The following is a 23,791-nucleotide window of genomic DNA, read 5'->3' on the forward strand; positions in this document are numbered from 1 at the left end:
ATTTACTTCCTCAGCTTATTGCTGTACATCACCTTAAAAGGTACCTGTTTAGCGCCACTGCGCGCCATGTATATAAACTTGTGCTTTTTGGTGTCCTTTTGTTCCAGTACCATTTTTTGTTTGGTATAGGAGTCGTACACTTCAGTGTCGGCAGTATTGCTGATGCGTATGGTTTCTGCCAGTCCCCCTTTTTTATCTGAAATAGGGTAACCCTTATACATCTGTTTGCCGCCCGTTGTCACCGTAATCTCTGCACCTATAAAGTTTTTGGTAAGCATCAGCACCGAGTAGTTTTCATCCGTAGCATCCAGCCCTTTCAGGAAGGTGTTCTTTTGTGCATCGGTAGCGCCTTTAAAGTTGTCACTATATATAATGTAGTCCTTCGGGTCGGCCTTAGCGGCAGTTTTGCTTTTGCACGTTACAAACAACAATGCCAAGGGGAGTAGTATCAGTAGCTTTTTCATATTCAACCGTCATTTTTGTAAAGATAGCGTGGTAGGATTTTTCGTGCCAATGGTTTAGCATTACCCTAACAAAAATAAGTTTTGTGGTTGTGGAGGTTTTGTAACACAGAGACACGCAGAGCGAGCGCAGAGATACTCAAAGAAAAAAGATTGCACCTTCGGTGTGAGGCCGCTGAAGATATAGGTTAACCTTCACCCGACTTTGAGTTCTCGCGCTGAAAGCGCAGCCTCAATGTAGCTTAACCATTAATCTCAGTGAATCTCTGCGCTCGCTCTGCGTGTCTCTGTGTTACTAATTTATGCTGAACAAAAAATAAGGGGCTCCCGTTATCGGAAGCCCCTCGTGGTTGAAACAATTATTTAACCCAAACTATTGTTTCAGAAGTTTTATCGTCTGTTTGCGGCCGTTTGTGCCGGTTACTTTTACAACGTACATGCCTTTGGCAAGTGAAGCAATGTCTACAGCTTCACCTTCGGCTACATTGTTTTTGGTTTTCACCTTCTGGCCTGCGGTATTGTATATTTCTATGGTAGCGGCTGCCACATTAACCCTGAAGCTTGTTACGGCAGGGTTAGGGTACAGCACTACACTGTTTTTGTTTACTGTGTCAGTACCCAGGGTACCGGTCAACTTGTAAATCTTGAAGCCTTTTGTAGTAAGGCTGCCCGGGTTCAGTCCGGCAAAACCACCGTTAGCAGTAACAGTTACATCAAGGCTGCTGCCACCCAGCAATTCGGTCATGGTATAGTTGCCTGCTGTAATGTTGCCGTTAGCCAGTGTAAGCGTGGCATCGGTTACGGTGCTGCTGTTCAGGTTTACTACAACCAGTATGTTCTGGTTTTGGTACTGGCGGATAAAGGCATAAATACCCTCGTTGTTGCTGGTCACCGGCAGGTAAGTACCCTGCCTTAGCGCTACCTCACTGTTACGAAGTGCTATAAGGTTACGGTAGTGGTTCCAAAGCGAAGTACTGTTGGACTGTTGTGTAGCCACATTTCTTGAAGGGTAGTCTATGTTAATGGCGTACCAAGGGTTAGCGCCGGTAAAGCCTGCACCCGATGTGTTGCTCCACTGCATAGGGGTACGTATGTTTTCGTCGGGTTTTGCACCCGTCATACCTATTTCCTCTCCATAATATATATAAGGTATACCCGGCAGGGTAAGCAGCAGGGTAGCGGCAGCCCTTCCTTTTTCGGGGATGCTGCCCAGGCGGCTCATGGTACGGTCTCCGTCATGGTTGGTAAGGAACGTACCCCATTGCTGGAACGGATAGCTGGTCATTACCTCATTCATTTGGCTGTAAAGGTCGGCAGCGCTGGTACCGTTAAGCCCATTGATGATGCTGTCGGCCAACTCAAATTCAAAACAATAATCCAGTCCGTTGTTGTTTGTGTATTGTTTTGCTGTAGCTGTAATATCCCAGGCCTCACCTACGGCAAAAGCATCGGGCTTTATTGATTTATAGTACTGGCGGTATTGCTGCCAGTAGGTTATGGTTTGCGGGTCGTCTTCTACCACACCAGGGCTTTCGTACAGATAGCGTACGGCATCCAGCCTGAAACCGTCTACATTCATATCGGTAAGCCAGTATGATGCTATGTTTTCCATTTCGGTATGCACCTCTGGGTTATAGTAGTTAAGGTCGGGCATGCCGCTGTAAAACGCACCGTAGTAGTAATCGCCGTTCAGCAGGTTCCATGGGTAAACGTCAAACGGCCCTTCGGTGCCGGGATTGGTGTCGTTCCAAATGTACCAGTCGCGCTTATCGTTTGTAGTGCTCGAAGCCGAGGCCACAAACCACGGGTGCTGGCTGCTGGTATGATTTATCACCATATCTATAATTACCTTAATGCCGCGTGCGTGGCAGGCATTAATCAGTTCGGTAAAATCGGCAGCGGTGCCGTAATCTTCTTCTATGCCAAGATAGTTTGTAATATCATAACCGTGGTAGCTTGGAGAAGGCATTATCGGCATCAGCCATATACCGGTTACACCAAGGTCGGTAGTCGTATTCGGGTCGCCGTCGTTCAGGTAGTCCAGCTTGCTGATGAGCCCCTGTATGTCACCTTTACCGTCGTTGTTGCTGTCTTTAAAGCTGCGTACAAATATTTCGTAAAACACGCGATCGTTCCACCAGTGTGTCTGCATGGCATCAACGCGGATAAAATCGGCAAAAGTTTCCGTAGCCGATTCGCCATCTGCATTGGTTATGGTAAGGGTTACGCTGTAGTTGCCCTCAGCAGCATAGCCTACCTGCGGGTTTTGCTCGGTAGAGGTAGCAGGTGTTCCTCCGGGGAACGACCATTGCCATGATACAGGCTCACCGGCAGAAGCATCGGTAAACTGTACGCTTTGCCCAGGCTGTGCTATAAGCACCGACGAACTGAAGTTTACATCTACCATATCCGGAGGAAGCTGGTCGTTGTACCAATAGCTTACCACGCCGTTTGCCACAGCGGTATAGCTACGGTTTGGCCCGCCACCTGAAAATTCCTCGGTGCCGTTCCACTGTGCGTTTATGCGGGTTTTAAACTGGTAGTTGGTACCTACGGTAAGGGTTAGGGTTGTGGTGTATATACCGTCGCCGTCGGTATCGCTAAGTACGCTTACCGGGCTGCCCCAGCTGTTAAACGTACCTGCAATATCTACGGTTTGTGTGGCAGGGTTAAAGTTGCCCAGGGTTACCTGGTAATTCATGTTTACCTGAAACTGCACACTGGTGGTTTGGCTGTAGCCAAAGCCGGTAAGCAACAGCATCAGGGCAATAAAAATGTTTTGGGGAAATGCCTTCTTCTTCATTAATTGTGGATTTATAACAAAAGGCTCCCTTGTAAAAAAGGAAGCCCTTTGCCTAACTTAAACTTATTTAACTAACACAAAAACTATTATTCTTTTACGAGTTTCATAGTACTGGTGCGGTTGGTGGTATCGGTTACCTTAACAAGGTAAATCCCTTTACTAAGGCTGCTTATATCAAAGCCGCTGCCGTTAGTATTAGCGCCGTAGCTTTTTACCAGCTGGCCGGTAAGGGCATACACTTCGGCATGGTTTACCGGTGTGCTTAGGTAGAAGCTGTTTGTAGCCGGGTTAGGGTACAGTACTGCCAATGGGGTTTTTACCACTCCGGTGCCCAGGTTAGCAGGCTTGTTGCCGTATATCCTGAACTCACCCGGCTGCAGGGTAACGGTAGCTACCGTGCTGCTTATGGTGGTGTCGTCCATCAGATTGTACCAGTCGCCACTTATAGAAAACGATGTGTTTACAGTCTGGTTCCCTGTAGTAAAGTTAGCCAGTACTATCACCGCTTTAAGGTCGTTTTCGGTAAGGTTGTTGTTCCAGATGTCTATCCTTGGTGTAAGCGTACCCGATGCTATGGTAAACGTAGTGGTGTTAAACACCTCGTTGTGCAGTCTCATGTCTATAATCTGCGACCACACATCGTATATCGCCGTGCGCGAAGCATTTGTTGTATAATTAATCTCAGACGGTATCGGCTTAGGATTAGTACGGCAGCCATCGCTGTAGGTGCCGTTTTCGCAATAGTTGATGCCGTAGTCGTAGCCAAGCTCGCCAAACTGCCATAGCATTTTAGGACCCGGTATGGTAAACAATACTGCACCTATGGCTTTTTGCCTTTCCAGTGCCGTGGCAAGGTTTTTTACGTCGTAACTGCCTAATGAAGCACCGTAAAGCAGGTTTTTGTACATAAGCCTTTCCTCATCATGGCTTTCGGCATAGCCCATAACCCTTGGTGCGGTGTAGCCGCGTACTTCAAAGTCCATAGCGTTAAAGTTACTGCCTTCGCCGTAGCCCATGCTCAGCTGGTTGTACTGCCCGGTAAACTTGGCCCAGGGCATTATGCCTTTGCCTTCGCTCACCTTATAGTTAGCCCATTCTACCTCTTCGTTAGCGCTTCCGCCTACGCCCAGGTGTTCAAATATTACATAAAAATCAGGGTCTATATCCCACTGGTAGTCGGCATACTGTTTCAGTATGGCTACGCGGTCGGCCTGGTAGTTGTTGGTACAGGTTTCGTCACCCGAAGTACAGTTTTGCGTAAAGCCTTTGGTAAGGTCCCAGCGGAAACCGTCTATGTTATACTCGGTCATCCAGTGTTCTACGGTGCGCTGCACATAGTACTGTGTAAGCAGGTTGCTGTGGTTAAGGTCGGTACCCACGCTGTAGGCATGCTTAGCCGAAACGTTGCAGTATGGGTTTTCGGTTGAAGCATCGCCAAAACCATCGGCATCGGCATCGGTACACCACATGCGTGCAAGAGGCGAACGGCCATACACGTGGTTTAGCGCCACATCCAGTATTACAGCTATGCCGTTCTGGTGACACAGGTCTATAAATGCCTTCATGCTTTCGGGGGTTCCGTAGGCCTTATCGGGCGCCATGTGGAATGCAGTGTTGTAACCCCAAGATATGTTGCCTTCAAATTCCATAACCGGCATAAGCTCTATGGCGTTAACGGCTAATCCTTTAAAGTAGTTGATCTGCTCGGCAAGGCCGTTCCATGTTTTATCGCTGCCAAAATCCCTGATCAGGGCTTCGTATACAATAAGGTTTTCCTTTGCAGGGCGAACGAAATCAGTTACCTGCCAGTTGTAAGGCTGTTGCCCTGTTTGCAGTACCGATACATCATATGCCTGCCCGTCCGGGTATGCCGGAAGGTTAGGGTATACTTCAGCTGTAATGTACTGGTCATCGTTAGGCGACAGCACCAGTGTAGAGAACGGGTCGGCCACTTTTACAAGTGATTGTGTATTTGCTATAGGTGTTTGGTCTACTACCCAGTACTGGTAGGTGTACACCTGGTTTGCCGTAAGGCCGGTAAGCTGCAGCCAGAATTTGCCCGATACAGGGTCTTTCTTCATGGCGTGGGCCGTACCGGGATTGTAGCTATTAAAGCTACCGGCTACGTATACAAAGTCTTTGCCCGGCGCGTTAAGCACCAGTATGGCTTTGGTATTATCTGTAGTGTCGTAGTTAATACCGTCGCGGTTACCGGCAGGCATAGCCTCACTGATAACGCCCGGGTTTACCATGACGTCAAATTCTTTGGTAATAACATTACTGCCCAAAGTTGCCACAAGCTCATAGTGGGTGTTAGCCGTAATGTTAGTATGCGTATAGCTGTAGCTTGATGTAGATGCGTTAGTGTTAATGCCGGTGCCGTTTGCCAAAAGGTTGTAGCTAGCATTGCCACCACTGTTTGTAGCGCCGATGCTAAGGCTTGAGCCTGAATTGATAATCGTTACCGAGTTAGCCGCAGGGCTGTTCAACGTTACCTGGAATGCGCCTACATTTACAAAATAGTCATCGGTTTGTGGTGAGCCTGTTGCTGCCCTGAACACTACACATATCTGTGTAATGGTGCTTGTAGCAGGCACGCCAAAATATGTATACAAATCAGGGCCAAGGTTCAGGGTGTAGTTAGTACCCCCGGCAGATGTAAGTGCCGGTTGGGTAGTGTTGTTACCCCACGAGCCTATAACATTTTCCCATTGCGTACCATCTACGGTAAGGCCTATGTGGGCATATATGGTGCCGCTGTAGCCGGCAAGGCCTGTGCCTGCCTTATTAAAGTTAAGCGTCATGGCTTCTGTAGGGATGCCCGGGTTAGGAGTGGTAGATACCTGTGCAAAACCCGCCGTGCTTAACAGTAAAAGAAATAGAAGCGTAATTTTTTTCATCATCACAGTTTTATGAAAAAAAGGGCCGGCAATGCCAGCCCCTTTTCCTTAGGTTATATTTACTGAAGCTCTACAGTGTAGGTGTACGCCCTTGGGTTGCTTAGGTCAAGAGTAATCTTGTAAGTACCGGCAGTAGCTACGCCAATGTTAGAACCATCATATTTAAGTGTACCGTCACCTGCATTGGCAACAACATCGCCCAGGTTTAGTGTCCATGCATTGTTAGCGCGGAATTTCCATCCGTTATCAGGAGCAGTTTGTGCAGTAAGGGCTACAGTTACAGTCCATTTTTTAGTTGCAGGGTCATAGGTCATCGGGGTGCTGTTATCCCATCCGCCCGGTGTAGCGTTACCTACCACACCCCACTGGGTGCTGGTCATTTCGTAAGAAAGTACCTCTGGGTCTGTGTTTACTTTTACAAGGTAGTAACCCGCAATAGGGAAGAAGTTTCCGCCAGCAGTGCTTATAGTACCTGCTGTAGTGCCAAGGCCGTAGTTAGTACCGTCCCAGTTAGCCTGGCTGGTAAATTTAAGGCCGTTGTCTGTATCTGTGTTGCTTTCAAGCTGGTCGTTAGCTATGTACATATAGCCTTCAAAGTGTGTGTCGCCATAGCCTGTAGCTTTAAGCTGCGGTGCAGTAGCCTGAGTCCAGTTGTTGCCGTAGCCGCTGGTAGACTGATAGCCACCCGGTACCCAAAGGCGAGGGGTTTCGGTAGTGTAAGGGGTTACGTTTATTTCTACAGTGTTACTATACATCATTATAGTGTCTACATAACCTTTAATCCTTACATCAAAAGTGCCGTTTTCAAATGGTGTTGCACCAAGTGCAAGTAGCGCAGTATTCAGTACGTTTTGAGATATAGCTACCTGGGTAGTACCGTTAGTACTGGCTACTACTACAGGAGTATCAAAGCTTTGGCCTGCATAGTCTATCTCAATATCGTAGTGAGGTATTATGCCTTCGCCAAAGTTACCTTCGCTCCATACAAACCTTTCGGCAAGCATGTCCATCTGGTCAGGGCTTAGTACATAGGTGTTACCGTCTTCCGGTGCCGAAAGTGTAATTTCGCCGTCAGCAGCAACTACCGGCCTGTTTTCTACATCGTCAAGGTCACAAGATACCGCAAATATTGCGCATATCGCTATTATAGAGTTTCTTAGAGTTTTCATGTGTTTTTACGTTACAATTTTTTTGAGTTATTAATAGCCAGGGTTTTGGGTTAGCAGTGGGTTTGCCGACATAGCATTGGCAGGTATCGGGAAAACGTTCCTGAAGCTTGGGGTAGGGCTACCGTTAGGTGTATTACCCTTCCAAGGCCATAGGTACGAGCCGCCTGTAAATTTGCCGAAGCGTATAAGGTCGGTCCTGCGGTGGCCTTCCCAGTATAGTTCGCGTGCCCTTTCATCCAGCAGGAAGTTAAGGTCTATAGCGGTTACTGTACCGGCAAATGAACGTGTCCTTACCTGGTTTACATAGCCTACACCTTCGGTAATGTGCTGGCCTGTCCTTACGGCACACTCAGCATACATAAGGTACGCATCGGCAAGCCTGAACATAGGAAAATCAGTATCGGCAAAGCTTCCTGAAGCATCAGAACCCGGGGTGCCGTCTGCATTGGTGTTTTTCCATTTTTTAATGGCATAACCATCGGCAAAGTTGCTGATGTCTGAAATGGCAAGCGACTGGCCCGCAGTGTGGAAGTTAGAACGGTCATCTGGTGTTCCGGTTTCAAACTTGCCTACAAATGCAGCCGTAGTGCGCACACCGCCCCAGCCACCGCTGATGCCAAATTCGGCTACGTTCATGCTGCCGCCTACAGGGGCATGGGTTAAGAACGTGGTACCACCATAGGTTTGGGTATTAATACCGTCAAAAGCCACAGCGAAGATTACTTCGTTTTGTGCACCGTTTGTATCGTTGTCTGCTAAAAACAGCTCATCATAATCAGTATGAAGCTGGTAGCCTGCACCTATGATGCTTTCAAGCACCGTTAAAGCCTCAGTGTATTTGGCAGTACCGGTATACACTTGTGCGTTCATGTACAATTTTGCTTTAAGCATCCATGCAGCTGCTTTGTCTGCCCTTGGGTACTCGTTAGTACGCGGAGCTTTAAGGTCGGCATCTATTGCAGTAAGTTCTGCATCTATAAAGTCATACAGTTCCTGTGCTGTAGCCTGCTCCGGAAGGAAGTACGTAGTAGGGTCATCTTCAGTAACCAAACCTACACGTCCGCCGAAGAAGTCGAGGAAATGCCAGTAGCTCAGCGCTCTTAGGAAACGTGCCTCGGCACGGTATACCTGTATGTCAGCCCTTGTAGCAGCATCTACACCGCGAGAGTCAAGCTTCGCATCGGTAGTCTGCCTAAGGAATTCGTTACAGTTTTTAATCTCAAAGTCAAGGCGGCTCCAGGTAGCGTTGATAAAGTTGTCGTTAGACGACCATGTCTGGTAATGGAAATCCTTAATAGTCTGGTCGTTCCAGCCTATTACAGCCTCATCTGTAGTAAGTTCCTGCATGTACCAAAGTCCCCTTATGTACTGGCTGAAACCCTCATCTATACCCGAAATATCAGGCGAACCCGCAGGGCCTTGCTGGCCTGTGGTAGCAAAACCGGCGTATAGCTTAGCCAGTGACTGCTTGTAGGCAGCCGGGTCGCTGTACAACTCGTCTACCGTAGGCAGGCCCACACTGGCCGGGTTAGACTGGTCCAGGTCATTTAAGCAGGAAGTAAGCGATAAAGACGCTATAAAAAGCCCTGTTAAAAGTTTTATGTTTAAATTTTTCATATTCTTTTTCAATTTTTTTAGAAGTTCACGTTAAGGCCCAGGGTATATACACGTGGCCTTGGGTAAAAGTTGTTGTCTATACCTCCCGAAATTTCAGGGTCTATACCGTTGTAGCCTGTAATAACAAGTACGTTTTGTACGGCGCCTGTTACCTGCATAGTGCTGCCTTCTTTAAACACATTTTTAAAGGTATAACCCAGCGTTACGTTATCCCACCTCAGGAACGAAGCGTTTTGTACGTAGTAGTCGCTAAGGTATTGTGGCCCTGCAAAGTTTGTAGTAAGCGCATTGCTGTGCATGTTGTTCAGGTAGCTACCGTTTGTAGGTAAACCTGTGGCATAGTTACCGGTATTAGAGAATACGTTGTTGTAGTTGTAGTTACCCAGTGTGCCACGGAAGCTGCTGGAAAACCACCAGTTGCCTATGCTAAAGTCTGTGTTGAAGCCGTAGAAAATGTCAGCTTGCGGCTTGTGGAAACGGTACCTGTCCTGGTCGTTTATAAGCCCGTCGTTGTTACGGTCTACATAAACGCCTTCCAGTGCATTGCCATCGGCATCATAAGCCTGCTCGTATACATAGAAAGAGTTTGGCCAGTAACCTGTTTGGTTGTTTTGTATGTTAGTACCTACACCACCGCTTATACCTCCTAAGTTGTACCCTTGGAAATTAGGTACACTTTGGTTTGTAAGCTGGGTGATTTCAGAGTTTTGCCATGTAAAGTTTCCGCCTACCCTCCAGGTAATATTGTCGGTTTTAACAGGGTAAAAATCTACCATAAGCTCAAAACCTTTGTTTTTCATGTTACCAATGTTGTATTTGGCTTCGTTAGAAAAGTTTACACCCTGTGGGTTTGGTGCATTTACAATAAGGTCTTTGGTATCGCGCTGGTAATATTCTACGCTACCGGTTACACGATCGTTAAAGAAACCGAAATCAGCACCAAAGTTTACTGTAGTAGTTTCTTCCCACTTCAGGTTGCTGTTGTATGCTCTTGGAGAAGTAGGGATTATGTAGGTAGGGTTGCCGGCAACATCATAGCCCATTTGGTATCCTGCTGTAAATGTAGCAACAGTATATAGCGGTACCGATGGGTATCGGTCGCCGGTATCTTGCTGGCCGGTAATACCCCAGCTGGCGCGTAGTTTAAGGTCGCTCACGATTTTGCTGTCTTTCAGGAAGCTTTCTTCCTTAATTTTCCATGCAGCAGAAGCGGCAGGGAAATAACCCCAACGGTTTTCTTTGGTAAAGCGTGATGAGCCGTCTGTCCTGAATGATCCGTAAAGGATATACTTGTCTGCTATGGTAAACTGCGCCCTTCCGAAGAACGATTGCAGGTTAAGCACTTCAGTGTACGGGTTTGTGTTGGTAACGAGCTGGTTCTGGTAGTCGAAGCTGCTGCTGCCACCTACATATTTAAAGTTCTGGTAGTTATAACCGCCGGTAACATCTATGTTGGTTTTAATAGACTCTAAATATTTAACATAGTTAAAGTAAAGGTCCATTACCTGTATGTTGTTGTCCTGGTCGTTTTCGTAGGTATCGCCAGCTTCAGTTGTAACACCGTAGTTTGTATCATTGTTACCATAGGTACGGCCCGAAGAGTAGTCATAACCTAAGTTAGCTATCAGCTTCATGTCTTCCCAACCGTGAATTTTATAATCTACCTGTGCATTGCCGATGCTGCGGAATGAATTACCGTAGTTGTGTTTTTGCTCCAGCATGGCTACCGGGTTGCGGCTAGCATTGGTTTGAAACTCGCCGTTTGCCTGTGTCCACTGATAGAAGCTGCCATCTGCATTACGTACAGCCTGTGTAGGGTCAAACGACACTGCGTTACCTATAGCGCCTTTATCGGCATATACGTTATACATTACCGATGTTTTGTTGTTCAGCTCCACTTTAAGGTGCCTGTCAAAGAAGTTACCTGTAACGTTAGCGCCTACAGTAGTCCTCTGGAAGTTATCGGTTTTCAGGAGGCCGTTCATATTGGTATAGCCCATAGAAGCCCTGTATACAATATTTTCGTTACCGCCCTGTGCCGATACGTTATGGTCTGTACCGAAGGCCGTGCGGTAAATTTTTTTCTGCCAGTCGGTATTAGCGTTGCCAAGCCAATCTACATAAGGGTTTACACCACTGGAGTTGGTTCCGTTTTGGGTTACAAATTCCCTGTACTGGTTGGCGCTAAGCACATCTACAGTTTTACCTACCTGGTAGGTTTGGAAGTTACCGGTGTAGTTGATTTTCATATCGCCGGCCTTACCTTTTTTGGTAGTAACTATTACCACACCGTTACTGGCACGCGAACCGTAAATGGCCGTTGCAGCAGCATCTTTAAGCACGGTAATGCTCTCTATGTCATTTTGGTTAATGGCTGCAAGAGGGTTCCTGCCGCCTATAGCACCACCGCCACCTATTTCTACAGCAACACCGTCTATCACATATAGAGGGTCGCTGTTAGCGTTAAGTGATGCACCACTCCTTATACGTACCAAAGATCCGCTGCCCGGCTCACCACCACCGGTGGTTACCTGCACACCCGATACGCGGCCCTGTATAAGCTGCTCTGCACCTACAATAGGTCCTTTCTGGAATTGTTCTGCTTTTACGGTAGTTACCGCTGCAGAGTTGTTCTTTTTAGTTGTAGTACCATAACCTATAACTACTACCTCTTTTAGCTGGGTAGCATCTTCGCTAAGGGTTATGTCTACATTAGCCTGGCCTGTGTAGGCTACCGTCTGCGACGCATATCCTATAAAGCTGAACACAATTTTGCTGCCGTTTGCCACGTTAGGTAGTGTATACTTACCGTCCATGTCTGTCGAAGTGCCGTTTTGTGTTCCCTCTACTATAATATTTACTCCGGGTAAAGGCTGTCCGGAGGCATTATCGCGTACGGTTCCTGTAAGGGTTTTGGTCTGCGCCAAAAGCCCGAAAGGCACCATCAGCAATAATAATAAAAACTTCTGATACATAGTTTTCATACAAGTTGTTTAGGTTAAATTTGCGTTTTTAAATAGCTTATAAAATCACTTCGAAGGTTAAAATTATCTAAAAGGTGGTTATCAAAAAAACGTTTTCGCTGAATACCCCCTACTACAACGTTGTCGTGTTGAAAACTTTCGATAAATGGGGGCGTAAAACAGCCTGATTTTGCCATTATTAAAATTAATGACTATCTTTATTTTTAAAATAATAAATAAGTTGCTAATCGATTAACAACACCATAAAACCGATGAAAAGACAGGTTACCCTGAAACAGATTGCCAAAGAGCTGGATGTGTCTATAAGTACTGTTTCTAAATCGCTGAGAAACAGCCCTGAAATTAGTGAAGATACCCGCTTAAAGGTGCAGGCTTTTGCAAAACTTTATAATTATAAGCCCAATAACATTGCCCTGAGCCTTAAGAATAAGAAAACCAAGACCATAGGTATCATCATTCCCGAAATTGTGCACCACTTTTTCGCTACGGTAATCAGCGGTATAGAACAGGTGGCAAATGACAACGGGTATAACGTAATTGTGTGCCTTAGCAACGAATCGTTTGATAAGGAGGTAATCAACATGGAAATGCTGGCTACCGGCAGTACCGACGGCTTTATCATGGCACTTAGTAAGGAAACCCAGCAAAAGCGCGACTTCCACCATATACAGGAGGTAATAAACCAGGGGATGCCCGTGGTAATGTTTGACCGTGTAACCAATGATGTGCTGTGTGATAAGGTAATCATAGACGACCAGTTGGCTGCCTACGAAGCAGTAGATTTCTTTATCAATAAAGAGTTTAAAAGGGTAGGGCTCATCACCACGGTAGATTATGTAAGTGTTGGCCGCCTGCGTACCGATGGTTATGTTAATGCGCTGAGTGACCACGATATAGCCATAGATGAAAACCTGATTGTAAAGATTGAAGACATAGAAGGTTGTGCCAGCAAAATAGAGGCCCTGCTACGCGATAACCGCCCCGATGCCATATTTGCCGTAAATGAACTCTTTGCTGTTACTGCCATAAAACTGGCTACAAAAATGGGCATCCGTATACCCGAAGATTTATCGGTAATAGGGTTTACCGATGGTATTATATCACAGTTCAGCAGCCCGAGCATTACTACCGTAAGCCAGAATGGTGAAGTTATGGGAGGTCGTGCCGCTAAGCTGCTCATTGACAGGCTGGAAGCTGAGGAGACAGAAGAGGAAGAAGCCGAACCGGAACACTACCGCACCGAACTCATAGAAACCCACCTTGTAGTCCGCGAAAGCACGAATTAGGTTTGTGGTTTATAGTTTGTAGCTGCTTACCCGTACGGTTTTCCATTCCGAACGCAGCGCAGCGGAGTTGAGGAATCTCTAACTAAGATGCTTTATGTCGGAATAAGAAGAGATGTTTCCACTCCGCTGCGCTCCGGTCAACATGGAAGAACACGCAGAGACGAAGTAAATGCTATCAGAAGTGGGTTTTTCAAATTAACATATTAACGCATCCACAAATCCACTTCTTTCGAATAACCGAATAAACAAATCACCGCATAACCAAAAAAACTACGACAACCTTGTAGTTTAGTATAAAATGCTTTAAAACAACAGGTTAAAAAATACGATTCCGGCCCATGCGCCGGATTTTTTTTTACCCCCTGTGAACCAACCAATTAAAAAACTTCTATATTTGTACTGATTATCAAAGCTTATAATATCACTTCACAAAAATAAGTTTTGATAAGCTACGCGCTTATCGTATTAATAATCATTAAATTACGATAATGGAAAAGCGTAAATTAGGTTTCTGGGAAATCTGGGGCTTAAGCTTCGGTTACCTGGGAATCCAAATGGGGTTTGCATTACAAAATGCAAATGCCAGCCGTATCCTCCAGATTTTTGGTGCAGATGTGCACACCCTTTCCTGGTTTTGGATTATCCCGCCATTAATGGGGCTTATAGTACAGCCTATTATAGGGCATTACAGCGACCGCACCTGGACACGTTTCGGGCGCAGGAAACCGTATTTCCTTGCAGGTTCGTTATTAGCTGCCCTTGGTTTGGTATGTATGCCGCAGGCGGGTGCGCTTACTGCCATTATGCCCGCGCTGTGGGTAGGGGCAGGTTTCCTTATGATCATGGATGCCTCGTTTAACGTGGCCATGGAACCCTTCCGTGCACTGGTGGCCGATATACTTCCTGCTGACCAGCGTACACTGGGCTTCAGCGTACAAACCGCCCTTATAGGCTTTGGCGCCGTTATAGGCTCGTGGCTGCCGTATGCGCTAACTAACTGGTTTGGCGTGTCAGATGCGGCTACCGAAGGCGGGGTACCGTACCACCTTATCCTTTCGTTTATCATTGGTGCCGTGTGCCTTGTAGGCGCCGTACTGCTTACCATTCTTACTACTAAAGAATATTCACCGGAACAAATGGCAGCTTTTGAAGCGGCAACCGGCGAAGGGGTTGAGCCAATGGATGAAAGTCATTCCATTAAAGATATCTTCACTGATTTTGCCAAAATGCCACAAACCATGCGCCAGCTCAGCTGGGTGCAGTTCTTTTCATGGTTTGGGTTGTTTGGTATGTGGGTGTTTACCACCCCGGCCATAGCACACCACCTGTACGGTACACCGCTAAAAGAACTTAGCGAATTTACCCCTGCGGAAACTGCCCTGTATAATAAGGCAGGCGACTGGGTAGGCATCATCTTTGGCGTGTACAATGCTGTTTCAGCTATTATCGCGTTGTTCATTCCGGCCATAGCGCATAAAATAGGCCGTAAGAAAACCCATTTCTATGCACTTATCATTGGCGGCATTGGGTTGGTTTCGGTATACTTTGTCCCAAATCCTGACTGGCTTATTCTTTCCATGGTAGGTGTAGGTGTGGCATGGGCCAGTATACTTGCAACACCGTATGCCATTCTTTCGGGTGCCATACCTCCTAAAAAAATGGGTGTTTACATGGGGATATTCAACTTCTTTGTAGTAATCCCCCAAATTGTAAATGCTATTATCGGCGGCCCTATGGTTAAGTACCTGTACGGCGGCAATGCTGTGTATGCTCTTGTAGCCAGTGGTATCTCATTCATCATTGCGGCTTTCTTCGTAACCCGTGTTAAAGACACCGAGGAAACCCCTGTAAAAATCTAAACAACCATTAAAGGGATATTTTCCCCTGAATATTTCTAAAACCCAAATGAAACAGAAAGCATTCATATTCGACCTGGACGGCGTAATTGTAGATACAGCCAAGTACCACTACCTGGCGTGGAAAAAAATTGCCAACCGCCTGGGCATCGATTTTACTCACGAACATAACGAACTACTGAAAGGCGTAAGCCGTGTACGCTCGCTTGAAATCATCCTTGGCCTGGGTGACATCCAGGCTACCGATGCCGATAAAGAAAGTTGGCTTGCCGAAAAAAATACCGATTACCTGAACTATATAAACGCCATGCAGGCCGATGAAATCCTTGACGGTGTACTACCTGTACTGGATTGGCTTAAAGCCAATAACCAGTTAATATCATTAGGTTCGGCAAGTAAAAATGCCCGCCCGATACTGGAAAAGGTAGGAATACTGCATTATTTCGATGCGATTGTAGACGGTAACGACGTGACCAATGCCAAGCCCGACCCGGAGGTATTCCTGCGTGCGGCTGAACTGCTGGGCAAAACACCTGCCGACAGCATTGTTTTTGAAGATTCCATGGCTGGGGTAGAGGCGGCCAATATAGGCGGCATGACCAGCGTAAGCATAGGCGACCCTGCCATATTACAGGGTGCAGATTACAACTTTGGCGCTTTTGCCGAAATCAACACACATTTCTTAGAAAACCTTACAAACGATTAAGACAATACACAATGAACCAGGATTATATACTGCCGGACAATTGGTCGGTAATTGAAGAAGGATTTGATGCAGAGAGGGTACGTTCGTCCGAGAGCCTTTTCAGCATCGGTAACGGCGCCATGGGTCAGCGTGCCAATTTTGAAGAACATTACAGTGGGCATACCTTTCAGGGAAGCTACATAGCAGGCGTATACTACCCAGACAAAACCAAGGTGGGCTGGTGGAAAAACGGCTACCCGGAGTATTTTGCCAAAGTGCTTAACGCACCAAACTGGATAGGTATAGACGTGGAAGTTAACGGCGAAGCTCTTGATTTGGCAAAATGCAGCGTGGTAAACAACTTCCGCCGTGAGCTAAACATGAAAGAGGGTTGGTACAGCCGCTCGTTTGAAGCAGTGCTGCAAAACGGCACGGAGATAAAAGTGAATGTAAAACGCTTCCTTTCGGTAACGGAAGACGAACTGGGCGTTATAAAATATGAGGTTACCCCACTAAACCGCGCCGCGGTAATCACCTACAAACCGTACGTAGATGCGGGTGTAAAAAACATGGATGCCAACTGGGAGGAAACCTTCTGGGAACCTACCGGTGTGCACCATGAGGCTAATGAGGCGTTTGTGACTGCACGTACGTTCAAAACCAAGTTTGGTGCGGCTACCTATATGCACAACAGCATATTCCTGAATGGTAACGACCTGCAAATACTGCCTGTATCTGCGGAAGCAACCGACAGCAAAGTGCAGTTTACCTATACTGTGGAAGCCAACCAAAACGATACCGTAAGTATCGTGAAATTCGGTGGGTATACCGTAACGCTTAACCATGCCGAAGACCAACTTGTAAACGCTGCAAAAGCCGTAATTACTTCGGCGAAAGCCAAAGGGTATGACGCGCTTCTTGAAGAGCAGAAACAGGCTTGGGCAGGCATTTGGGAAATGGCAGATATTACCATAGATGGCGACGTTAAGGCGCAGCAGGGTATCCGTTTCAACATCTTCCAGCTGAACCAAACGTATCTTGGTAAAGATGCCCGTCTGAACATTGGCCCGAAAGGCTTTACCGGAGAAAAATACGGAGGGTCGACTTATTGGGATACCGAAGCGTACTGCATACCGTTCTATATGGCTACCAAAGACCAGCAGGTAGCACGAAACCTGCTTACCTACAGGCACGTGCAGCTGGGCAAGGCTATAGAGAACGCCGAAAAGCTTGGCTTTAAAAACGGGGCGGCACTGTACCCTATGGTTACCATGAACGGTGAAGAATGCCACAACGAGTGGGAAATCACCTTTGAGGAAATCCACCGTAATGGCGCCATAGCCTTTGCCATTTACAACTACTACCGCTTTACCGGCGATTACAGCTACATCCCTGAAAAAGGACTTGAAGTGCTTATCGGTATCGCGCGTTTCTGGCACCAGAGGGCTACGTTCTCGTCGCACAAAAACAAGTACATGATACTTGGTGTTACCGGCCCGAACGAATACGAAAACAACATTAACAATAACTTCTATACTAACTACATTGCCCAGTGGTGTATACGCTACGCGGCGGAACAACTGAATGTGGTTAAGGCAGATTACCCGGCAGACTATGCCCGTATTATGGACATAGTAAAACTGGATGCCGAAGAACTTGCCTCTTGGAAAGAGGTTGCCGGCGGCATGTACTTCCCTTACAGCGAAGAGCACGGCGTGTACCTGCAACAGGACGGTTTCCTTGATAAGGAGCTTGTACCGGTTAGCCAGCTGGACCGCAGCCAACGCCCTATCAACCAGAAGTGGAGTTGGGACAGGATACTGCGTTCGCCATACATTAAGCAGGCCGATGTGCTACAGGGCTTCTATTTCTTTGAAGACCACTTTAGCAAGGAAGCCCTTGAAAGGCATTTCGACTTTTACGAGCCGCTAACGGTACACGAAAGTAGCCTTTCACCATGTGTACACAGCATACAGGCTGCGGTACTGGGCAGGATGGAGCAGGCATATACGTTCTATTTAAGGACGTCGCGCCTGGATCTTGACGACTATAACAAAGAGGTAGAGGAAGGCCTGCACATAACCAGTATGGCGGGTACGTGGATGAGTATTGTAGAAGGCTTCGGTGGTATGCGTGTTAAAAACGATACCCTGCACTTTGAACCGAAGATCCCTGCGCAATGGAACGGCTATTCGTTTAAGATAAACTTCCGCGGGCAGGTGCTTAAGGTTTCGGTTCAGGCCGATGCTACGCACTTTACCCTTGAGGGCAACAACGAACTGAACGTGGTGGTAAACGGTACTACGGTTGCCGTGAAGCCTAATGAGTTGGTTACTGTATAGTTTCCTATAACCTGCAAGGTTTCTAAAACCTTGTAGGTTTTAATAATACCTGAAGTTTCAACTTCAAAGTAAGTAATAGCTACAAGGTTTTTAAAACCTTGCAGCAGAACAAACAACAACAATGAAAAAATTACTGTACATATTACTTTTAAGCGGAAGCGCAGCCTTCGCACAGGTAGAAAAAACCGAACCGCCGTTTTGGTGGAGCGGCATGCACAACCCGGAACTACAGGTGATGTTCTATGGCAAAAACATTGCCCAGTACAAACCCGAGGTGTCAGACGGGGTGGTGGTTACCAATGTGGTAAAAACCGAGAACCCTAACTATGTGTTTGTAACCATAGACACTAAGAACGTTCCGGCGAAGCAGCTTACCTTTTCGTTTAAAAACGATAAAAATAAAGTGGCTTTTACCCAAAAGTACGACCTGAAACAACGCAGGGAAGGCTCGGCTACACGTGAGAGTTATACCTCGGCAGATATGATGTACCTGCTGATGCCCGACCGTTTTGCCAATGGTAATGCGAATAACGATTCAACCAAGGATACCAACGAAAAAGCCAACCGCGAAAACCTGAACGGGCGTCACGGTGGCGACATTCAGGGTATTATAGACCACTTGGATTACATTCAGGAACTTGGTGCTACGGCAGTTTGGGCAACGCCACTGTGCGAAGATAACGACCCGCGTGGCAGCTACCACGGCTACGGACAAAGCGATGTGTACAAGATAGACCCGCGCTATGGTACTAATGAGGACTACCTTCGCCTGGGTAAGGAGCTGAAAAAACGCAAGATGAAGCTGGTACTGGACTACGTTACCAATCACTGGGGCGCAGAGCACTGGATGTACAAGGATTTACCTACGTACGAATGGGTGCACCAGTTCCCGGGGTACTCGCAGAGCAACTATCGTATGACTACGCAGTTTGATGTTAACGCCTCTAAAACGGATAAAAGGCAGTGTGTGGATGGTTGGTTTGTTCCTTCTATGCCCGACCTGAACCAGAGCAATCCGTTGGTGTTGAAATACCTTACGCAAAATGCCATTTGGTGGATAGAATATGCCGACCTGGATGGTTTCCGTGTGGATACGTATAGTTATAATGATAAGGAAGGCATCTCTAAATGGACGAAGGCCATTACCGATGAGTACCCATACTTTAACATAGTAGGTGAGGTATGGATGCAGAACCCTGCCCACATGGCCTATTGGCAAAAGGACAGTAAGATTGGGGCTATTGAGAGCTTCAACTCGTACCTGCCAAGTGTAATGGACTTTTCATTGTACGATGCGCTGCAATGGACGTTTAACGAAGATAATTCGGGTTGGGATAACGGCGTACAGAAGGTGTACAACAACTTTACAAACGACTTCCTGTACCCTAACATCAACAGTATATTGGTATTTGCCGAAAACCACGATACCAACCGCATCAACCAGAACTATAAGGGCGACTTTAAAAAGTACCAGATGGCTATGGCTATAGTGGCTACCGTAAGGGGTATTCCGCAGTTGTACTACGGGTCTGAAATAGGTATGGCAGGCGACAAGGGTAAAGGCGATGGCGACATACGCCATGATTTCCCGGGTGGCTGGAAAGGCGACAGCAACAATGCCTTTACCAAGGCAGGCCGTACGGCAGAGCAGCAGCAGTATTTTGATTTTACATCAAAACTATTTAGCTGGAGGAAAGGCAAGGATGTTATCCATAATGGTAAAACCATGCACTACCTGCCCGATAACAATGTGTATGTGTACTTCCGCTATAACGACAAGGAAACGGTTATGGTAGTGGTAAACAACGCTGCCGAAAGCCGTACGTTTAAGACAGCACGCTTTGCCGAAGGCATCAAGAACTTTAAAAACGGTACCGATGTAATTACAGGCAAGTCGGTTGATGTGACCAAAGACATTACTATAGAACCGAAATCAGTGTTGGTGCTGGAATTGAAGTAGGTGTTTTTTGGCGTAAATTTCAGATAGTAGTATATGAGAGCAGGAAGATATCTTGATTTATGGGATGCTAAAAAGAAAATGATAATGGATAAGTTGCTTGACCCTGATGCGAGGCCGTTTATCCAGTTAAATCCTGTAGATTTTGATTCAGCCGGAAGCCGGAAGAAATATTCTTTTAACCTTCAGTATGAAAATGGCAGTGTCATTAACAACCTTGGAGGCTATGCCGTAGCAAGAGATTTAGACAGGATATTAAGTAATGATGATACGATAAAGGATTTGCTGAAAACAGGGAGGTTTAAAATCAACCTGGATAAGGACTTTTGTTTGTGGATTCAAAAAAAATAAAAGATGAAAAAAATAATCATAACCGCCCTTGCACTTAGTGCCTTTACCATTGGTACAGCCCAGGTGAAAAAAGCGGCTGCGAAAGGTAAAAAGCCGGTTGCCACAACCACAGCGCCACAAATAGCACCCATAAGTGATGCTGTTTTGGAACAGTCGGTAATCTACGAGGCCAACATAAGGAACTACTCGCCTGAGGGTACGTTTAATGCCTTTACTAAAGACATCCCGAAACTGAAACAGCTCGGTGTAAAGGTGCTTTGGCTGATGCCGGTATACCCGATTTCCATGAAGCGCCGTAAAGCTACAGGCGATTTATCTATTGAGGATATTAAAGACCCGAAAGAGAAGAAAAAATACCTGGGCAGCTGGTACGCCATTACAGATTATACGGCCATCAACCCGGATTTGGGTACCGAGGCCGATTTTAAAAAGCTGGTGAATACCGCGCATGCCAATGGCATGTATGTGATACTGGACTGGGTGGCAAACCACACGGGCTGGGACCACAAGTGGATAAAAGAACATCCGGAATATTACCAGCACAATGCCAAAGGCGAGGTTACCGACCCTATAGATCCTACTACAGGTAAGCCTTGGGGCTGGACCGATGTGGCCAAGCTGGAGTATACCAATAAAAAGGTATACGAGCCGATGAAGAACGAAATGATGTACTGGATTAAAAAGCAAAACATCGACGGTTTCCGTTGTGATGTAGCCGATAACGTGCCACAGGACTTTTGGGACTGGGCAGTGCCGCAGCTCCGTAAGGAAAAGCCGATTTTCATGCTGATGGAAAGCGACAAGGACTACCTGCTGAAAAACTCGTTTGATATGGGGTACGGCTGGGTGGCACACCACCTGATGAACGACATTGCACAGGGCAAGAAAACCGTAGCCGACTGGGATAAGTTTATAGAGGAGTTTGCTGCAAAGTATAATAGGGACGACTACTTTATGAACTTCACCAGCAACCATGACGAAAACGCATGGCACGGCAGCGAGTACGAGCGTATGAGCGAAGCCGCACAAACCTTTGCCGCGCTAACGTATGTAATGCCGGGTATGCCGCTTATCTACACAGGCCAGGAATACGGCAGCAAGCCACGCCTTAAATTCTTCGAGAAAGACCTTATTTCGCATGATAACGATAAGATGTTTGCCTTTTATGAGAAGCTGGGCAAACTGAAAAATACCAATACTGCGCTTGCCGGAGCTAAAGAGGCAGCGCCTTATGCAAGGCTTACCACAAGCGATGATACTAAGGTACTTGCATTTGCCCGTAAAAGCAACGATGGTGTGGTATATTACATAGCAAACCTTACAAACCAGCCGGTGGATTTTACAGTTCCGGTAGTGGGTGTGTATACCAACTATTTAACCGGTGAGCAGGTAAAATTTGGCGAAGGCCAAAAATGGTCTGCAAAGCCGTGGGAGTACTGGATATTAACCAAATAGCATAAAGAATTAGCCCCAAACCGAAGTGGATGGGGCTTTTTTTGACTATATTTACTATAACGTTTTCTTTAACCATTTAACCTCTTTTTAATACACGAATTTTATGATGAGAAAATTACTAATGCTGGTAGTGGCTTTCATGGCTACTGCCACAATGTTTGCGGATGAATATCCGCTTGTAAGTATCACCGGCGGCTCTACCGCACTGGGCTGGAACGGTGATTATGATATGGCTACAGCCGATGGTGTTAACTACACCTACAGCGGGCTTGAAGTAACAGTTCCTGATGCTGACCCGGGTATAAAATTCCGCCAGGACCATGCATGGACAGTAAACTGGGGTACGGCCGGCTTCCCTACAGGTACAGCGACTCAAAACGGGGCTAATATCCCTGCTACAAACGGTACCTGGGATGTAACCTTTAACCGTACCACGGGCGCTTATGCATTTACTCCGGCGGGTGTAACGTATGATACGATAACTCTTGTAGGTGGGGGAGCCATTTATACGCTTTCTACCGGTGATGGAGAATCATACACGGCTGAAAACCTAACGCTTGCTGAAGGCACCTATTACTTTAATGTTAACAATTCGGTATGGGTAGGTAATACTGATTTCCCTTCGGGTGTTGGTGTAGAAGCCGGAACCATTACAGTTCCAGCCGGGGTGTATAATGTGTCTTTTGAACACGATACCTGGGAATATAGTTTTGGCTTCCCTACGATAAGCCTCGTAGGTTCGGCAGTAGACCCGGACTGGGCTATAGACATCGACCTGTTTACAGGTGATGGTATATACTACTTTGCTTTTGAAGTTACGCTGGTTACAGGTGAGGCTAAATTCCGCCAGAACCATAACTGGGATATCAACTGGGGCGGTGCTGATTTTCCTACGGGTAACGGTACATTAAACGGTGATAATATACCGGTAGTAGCCGGTGAATACGATATTATGTTTAACCGCCTTACAGGGGAATACAGTTTCACTACGGCCGGTTCTTACCCCGCACTTACCCTGGAAGGTGAAGGGTTTAACGCAACCTTCTCTACCACTGATGGGGTTACCTATACGGCGGAAGCTGTTGCCATAAACGAAGGCTCTTATGCGCTTTCTATTAACAGCGTAGGCCAGTGGGGTGGTGATTTCCCTTCAGGTACCGCTACAGAGGGTACTACTATAGCTATCCCTACAGGAAACTACAATATTACCCTGAACGGCGATACAGGCGATTATGCCTTTAGCCCAACAATTGTAAGCCTTGTGGGTACTGCCGTAGCTGCCGACTGGACTGTGGATATCGACCTTGATACCGAAGATGGTAACTACTACAGCAAAAGCGGTGTGGTGATGACTGCCAATGAAGTGAAATTCCGCCAGAACCACGCCTGGGGTGTAAGCTGGGGAGGTACTGTGTTTGCAGGGGATACTGCTGTACAGGATGGCTCTAACATTAATACAATGGCCGGTACTTACGATGTAATGTTCGACCGTATTGCAGGCCAGTATACCTTTACTACCACAGCCGGTGTAACCACAGTGGTTAAAAACAACATAGTGGTATATCCTAACCCAAGTAACACTGCATGGAATTTTGCTGGTGCTAACGGTGCTATAAACAGCATAACCATTACTGATGTTACAGGTAAAATTGTGGCTAACCAAACGGTTAACGCAGCACAGGCAGCTGTAAATGCAAACGGCCTGGCTACAGGTGTATACTTTGCCAAAGTAAGCACTGCTACAGGCGCTACCGTAATCAGGGTAGTGAAAAACTAAGAATCTTTATTAGCGTTTTTTTAGTGATAGTTTTTTTCTGAGCCCCGCCATTGGCGGGGCTTTTTGCTATATAGCTTAGCCACGAATTGCCCGAATTTTCACAAATAGCCAATCAACAGAATTGAAAATTTCGACAAAAGAATTAGTC

General features: G+C 46.6%; 14 protein-coding genes. 8 read left to right on the plus strand and 6 right to left on the minus strand.

Annotation, left to right across the window (positions count from 1 at the left end):
* Positions 1–2: 2 nt before the first annotated feature.
* The 6 genes from ACZIX4_RS07975 to ACZIX4_RS08000 all read right to left on the minus strand — a co-directional run bounded on the left by ACZIX4_RS07975 (position 3) and on the right by ACZIX4_RS08000 (position 11,934).
* Positions 3–464, minus strand: a complete 462-nt coding sequence (locus ACZIX4_RS07975; protein WP_463335093.1) for a hypothetical protein — start codon at positions 462–464, stop codon at positions 3–5.
* A gap of 370 nt (positions 465–834) precedes the next feature.
* The gene (locus tag ACZIX4_RS07980) at positions 835–3,264 is read right to left on the minus strand and encodes an alpha-amylase family glycosyl hydrolase (RefSeq protein ID WP_463335094.1); all 2,430 of its coding nucleotides are present in this window, start codon (positions 3,262–3,264) and stop codon (positions 835–837) included.
* Positions 3,265–3,350: 86 nt separating this feature from the next.
* Positions 3,351–6,164 carry an alpha-amylase family glycosyl hydrolase gene (locus ACZIX4_RS07985; RefSeq protein WP_463335095.1) on the minus strand — a complete coding sequence of 938 codons (2,814 nt, stop codon included), beginning with the start codon at positions 6,162–6,164 and terminating at the stop codon, positions 3,351–3,353.
* Positions 6,165–6,223: 59 nt separating this feature from the next.
* Complete coding sequence (locus ACZIX4_RS07990; protein WP_463335096.1) at positions 6,224–7,333, minus strand: SusE domain-containing protein; 1,110 nt, start codon at positions 7,331–7,333, stop codon at positions 6,224–6,226.
* Positions 7,334–7,363: 30 nt separating this feature from the next.
* Positions 7,364–8,950, minus strand: a complete 1,587-nt coding sequence (locus ACZIX4_RS07995; RefSeq protein ID WP_463335097.1) for a RagB/SusD family nutrient uptake outer membrane protein — start codon at positions 8,948–8,950, stop codon at positions 7,364–7,366.
* A 17-nt stretch (positions 8,951–8,967) separates the two neighbouring features.
* Positions 8,968–11,934, minus strand: a complete 2,967-nt coding sequence (locus tag ACZIX4_RS08000; protein WP_463335098.1) for a SusC/RagA family TonB-linked outer membrane protein — start codon at positions 11,932–11,934, stop codon at positions 8,968–8,970.
* 251 nt (positions 11,935–12,185) lie between these two features.
* Between ACZIX4_RS08000 and ACZIX4_RS08005 the strand changes: the two genes are divergently transcribed.
* The 8 genes from ACZIX4_RS08005 to ACZIX4_RS08040 all read left to right on the plus strand — a co-directional run bounded on the left by ACZIX4_RS08005 (position 12,186) and on the right by ACZIX4_RS08040 (position 23,643).
* Positions 12,186–13,220, plus strand: a complete 1,035-nt coding sequence (locus tag ACZIX4_RS08005; protein WP_463335099.1) for a LacI family DNA-binding transcriptional regulator — start codon at positions 12,186–12,188, stop codon at positions 13,218–13,220.
* 488 nt (positions 13,221–13,708) lie between these two features.
* Positions 13,709–15,079: an MFS transporter gene (locus tag ACZIX4_RS08010; protein WP_463335100.1), complete on the plus strand. Its 1,371-nt coding sequence runs from the start codon at positions 13,709–13,711 to the stop codon at positions 15,077–15,079.
* A 46-nt stretch (positions 15,080–15,125) separates the two neighbouring features.
* A complete protein-coding gene (gene pgmB, locus ACZIX4_RS08015; RefSeq protein WP_463335101.1) occupies positions 15,126–15,782 on the plus strand; it encodes a beta-phosphoglucomutase in 657 nt (218 codons plus the stop codon).
* An 11-nt stretch (positions 15,783–15,793) separates the two neighbouring features.
* Complete coding sequence (locus tag ACZIX4_RS08020) at positions 15,794–18,103, plus strand: glycoside hydrolase family 65 protein (RefSeq protein WP_463335102.1); 2,310 nt, start codon at positions 15,794–15,796, stop codon at positions 18,101–18,103.
* A 121-nt stretch (positions 18,104–18,224) separates the two neighbouring features.
* Positions 18,225–20,063, plus strand: a complete 1,839-nt coding sequence (locus tag ACZIX4_RS08025; protein WP_463335103.1) for a glycoside hydrolase family 13 protein — start codon at positions 18,225–18,227, stop codon at positions 20,061–20,063.
* Positions 20,064–20,096: 33 nt separating this feature from the next.
* Positions 20,097–20,411: a hypothetical protein gene (locus ACZIX4_RS08030; RefSeq protein WP_463335104.1), complete on the plus strand. Its 315-nt coding sequence runs from the start codon at positions 20,097–20,099 to the stop codon at positions 20,409–20,411.
* A 3-nt stretch (positions 20,412–20,414) separates the two neighbouring features.
* Complete coding sequence (locus ACZIX4_RS08035; RefSeq protein WP_463335105.1) at positions 20,415–21,866, plus strand: alpha-amylase family glycosyl hydrolase; 1,452 nt, start codon at positions 20,415–20,417, stop codon at positions 21,864–21,866.
* Between the two features lie 103 nt (positions 21,867–21,969).
* A complete protein-coding gene (locus ACZIX4_RS08040; RefSeq protein WP_463335106.1) occupies positions 21,970–23,643 on the plus strand; it encodes a T9SS type A sorting domain-containing protein in 1,674 nt (557 codons plus the stop codon).
* Positions 23,644–23,791: the final 148 nt, after the last annotated feature.

The sequence above is a fragment of the Flavobacterium niveum genome (genome assembly GCF_055231775.1).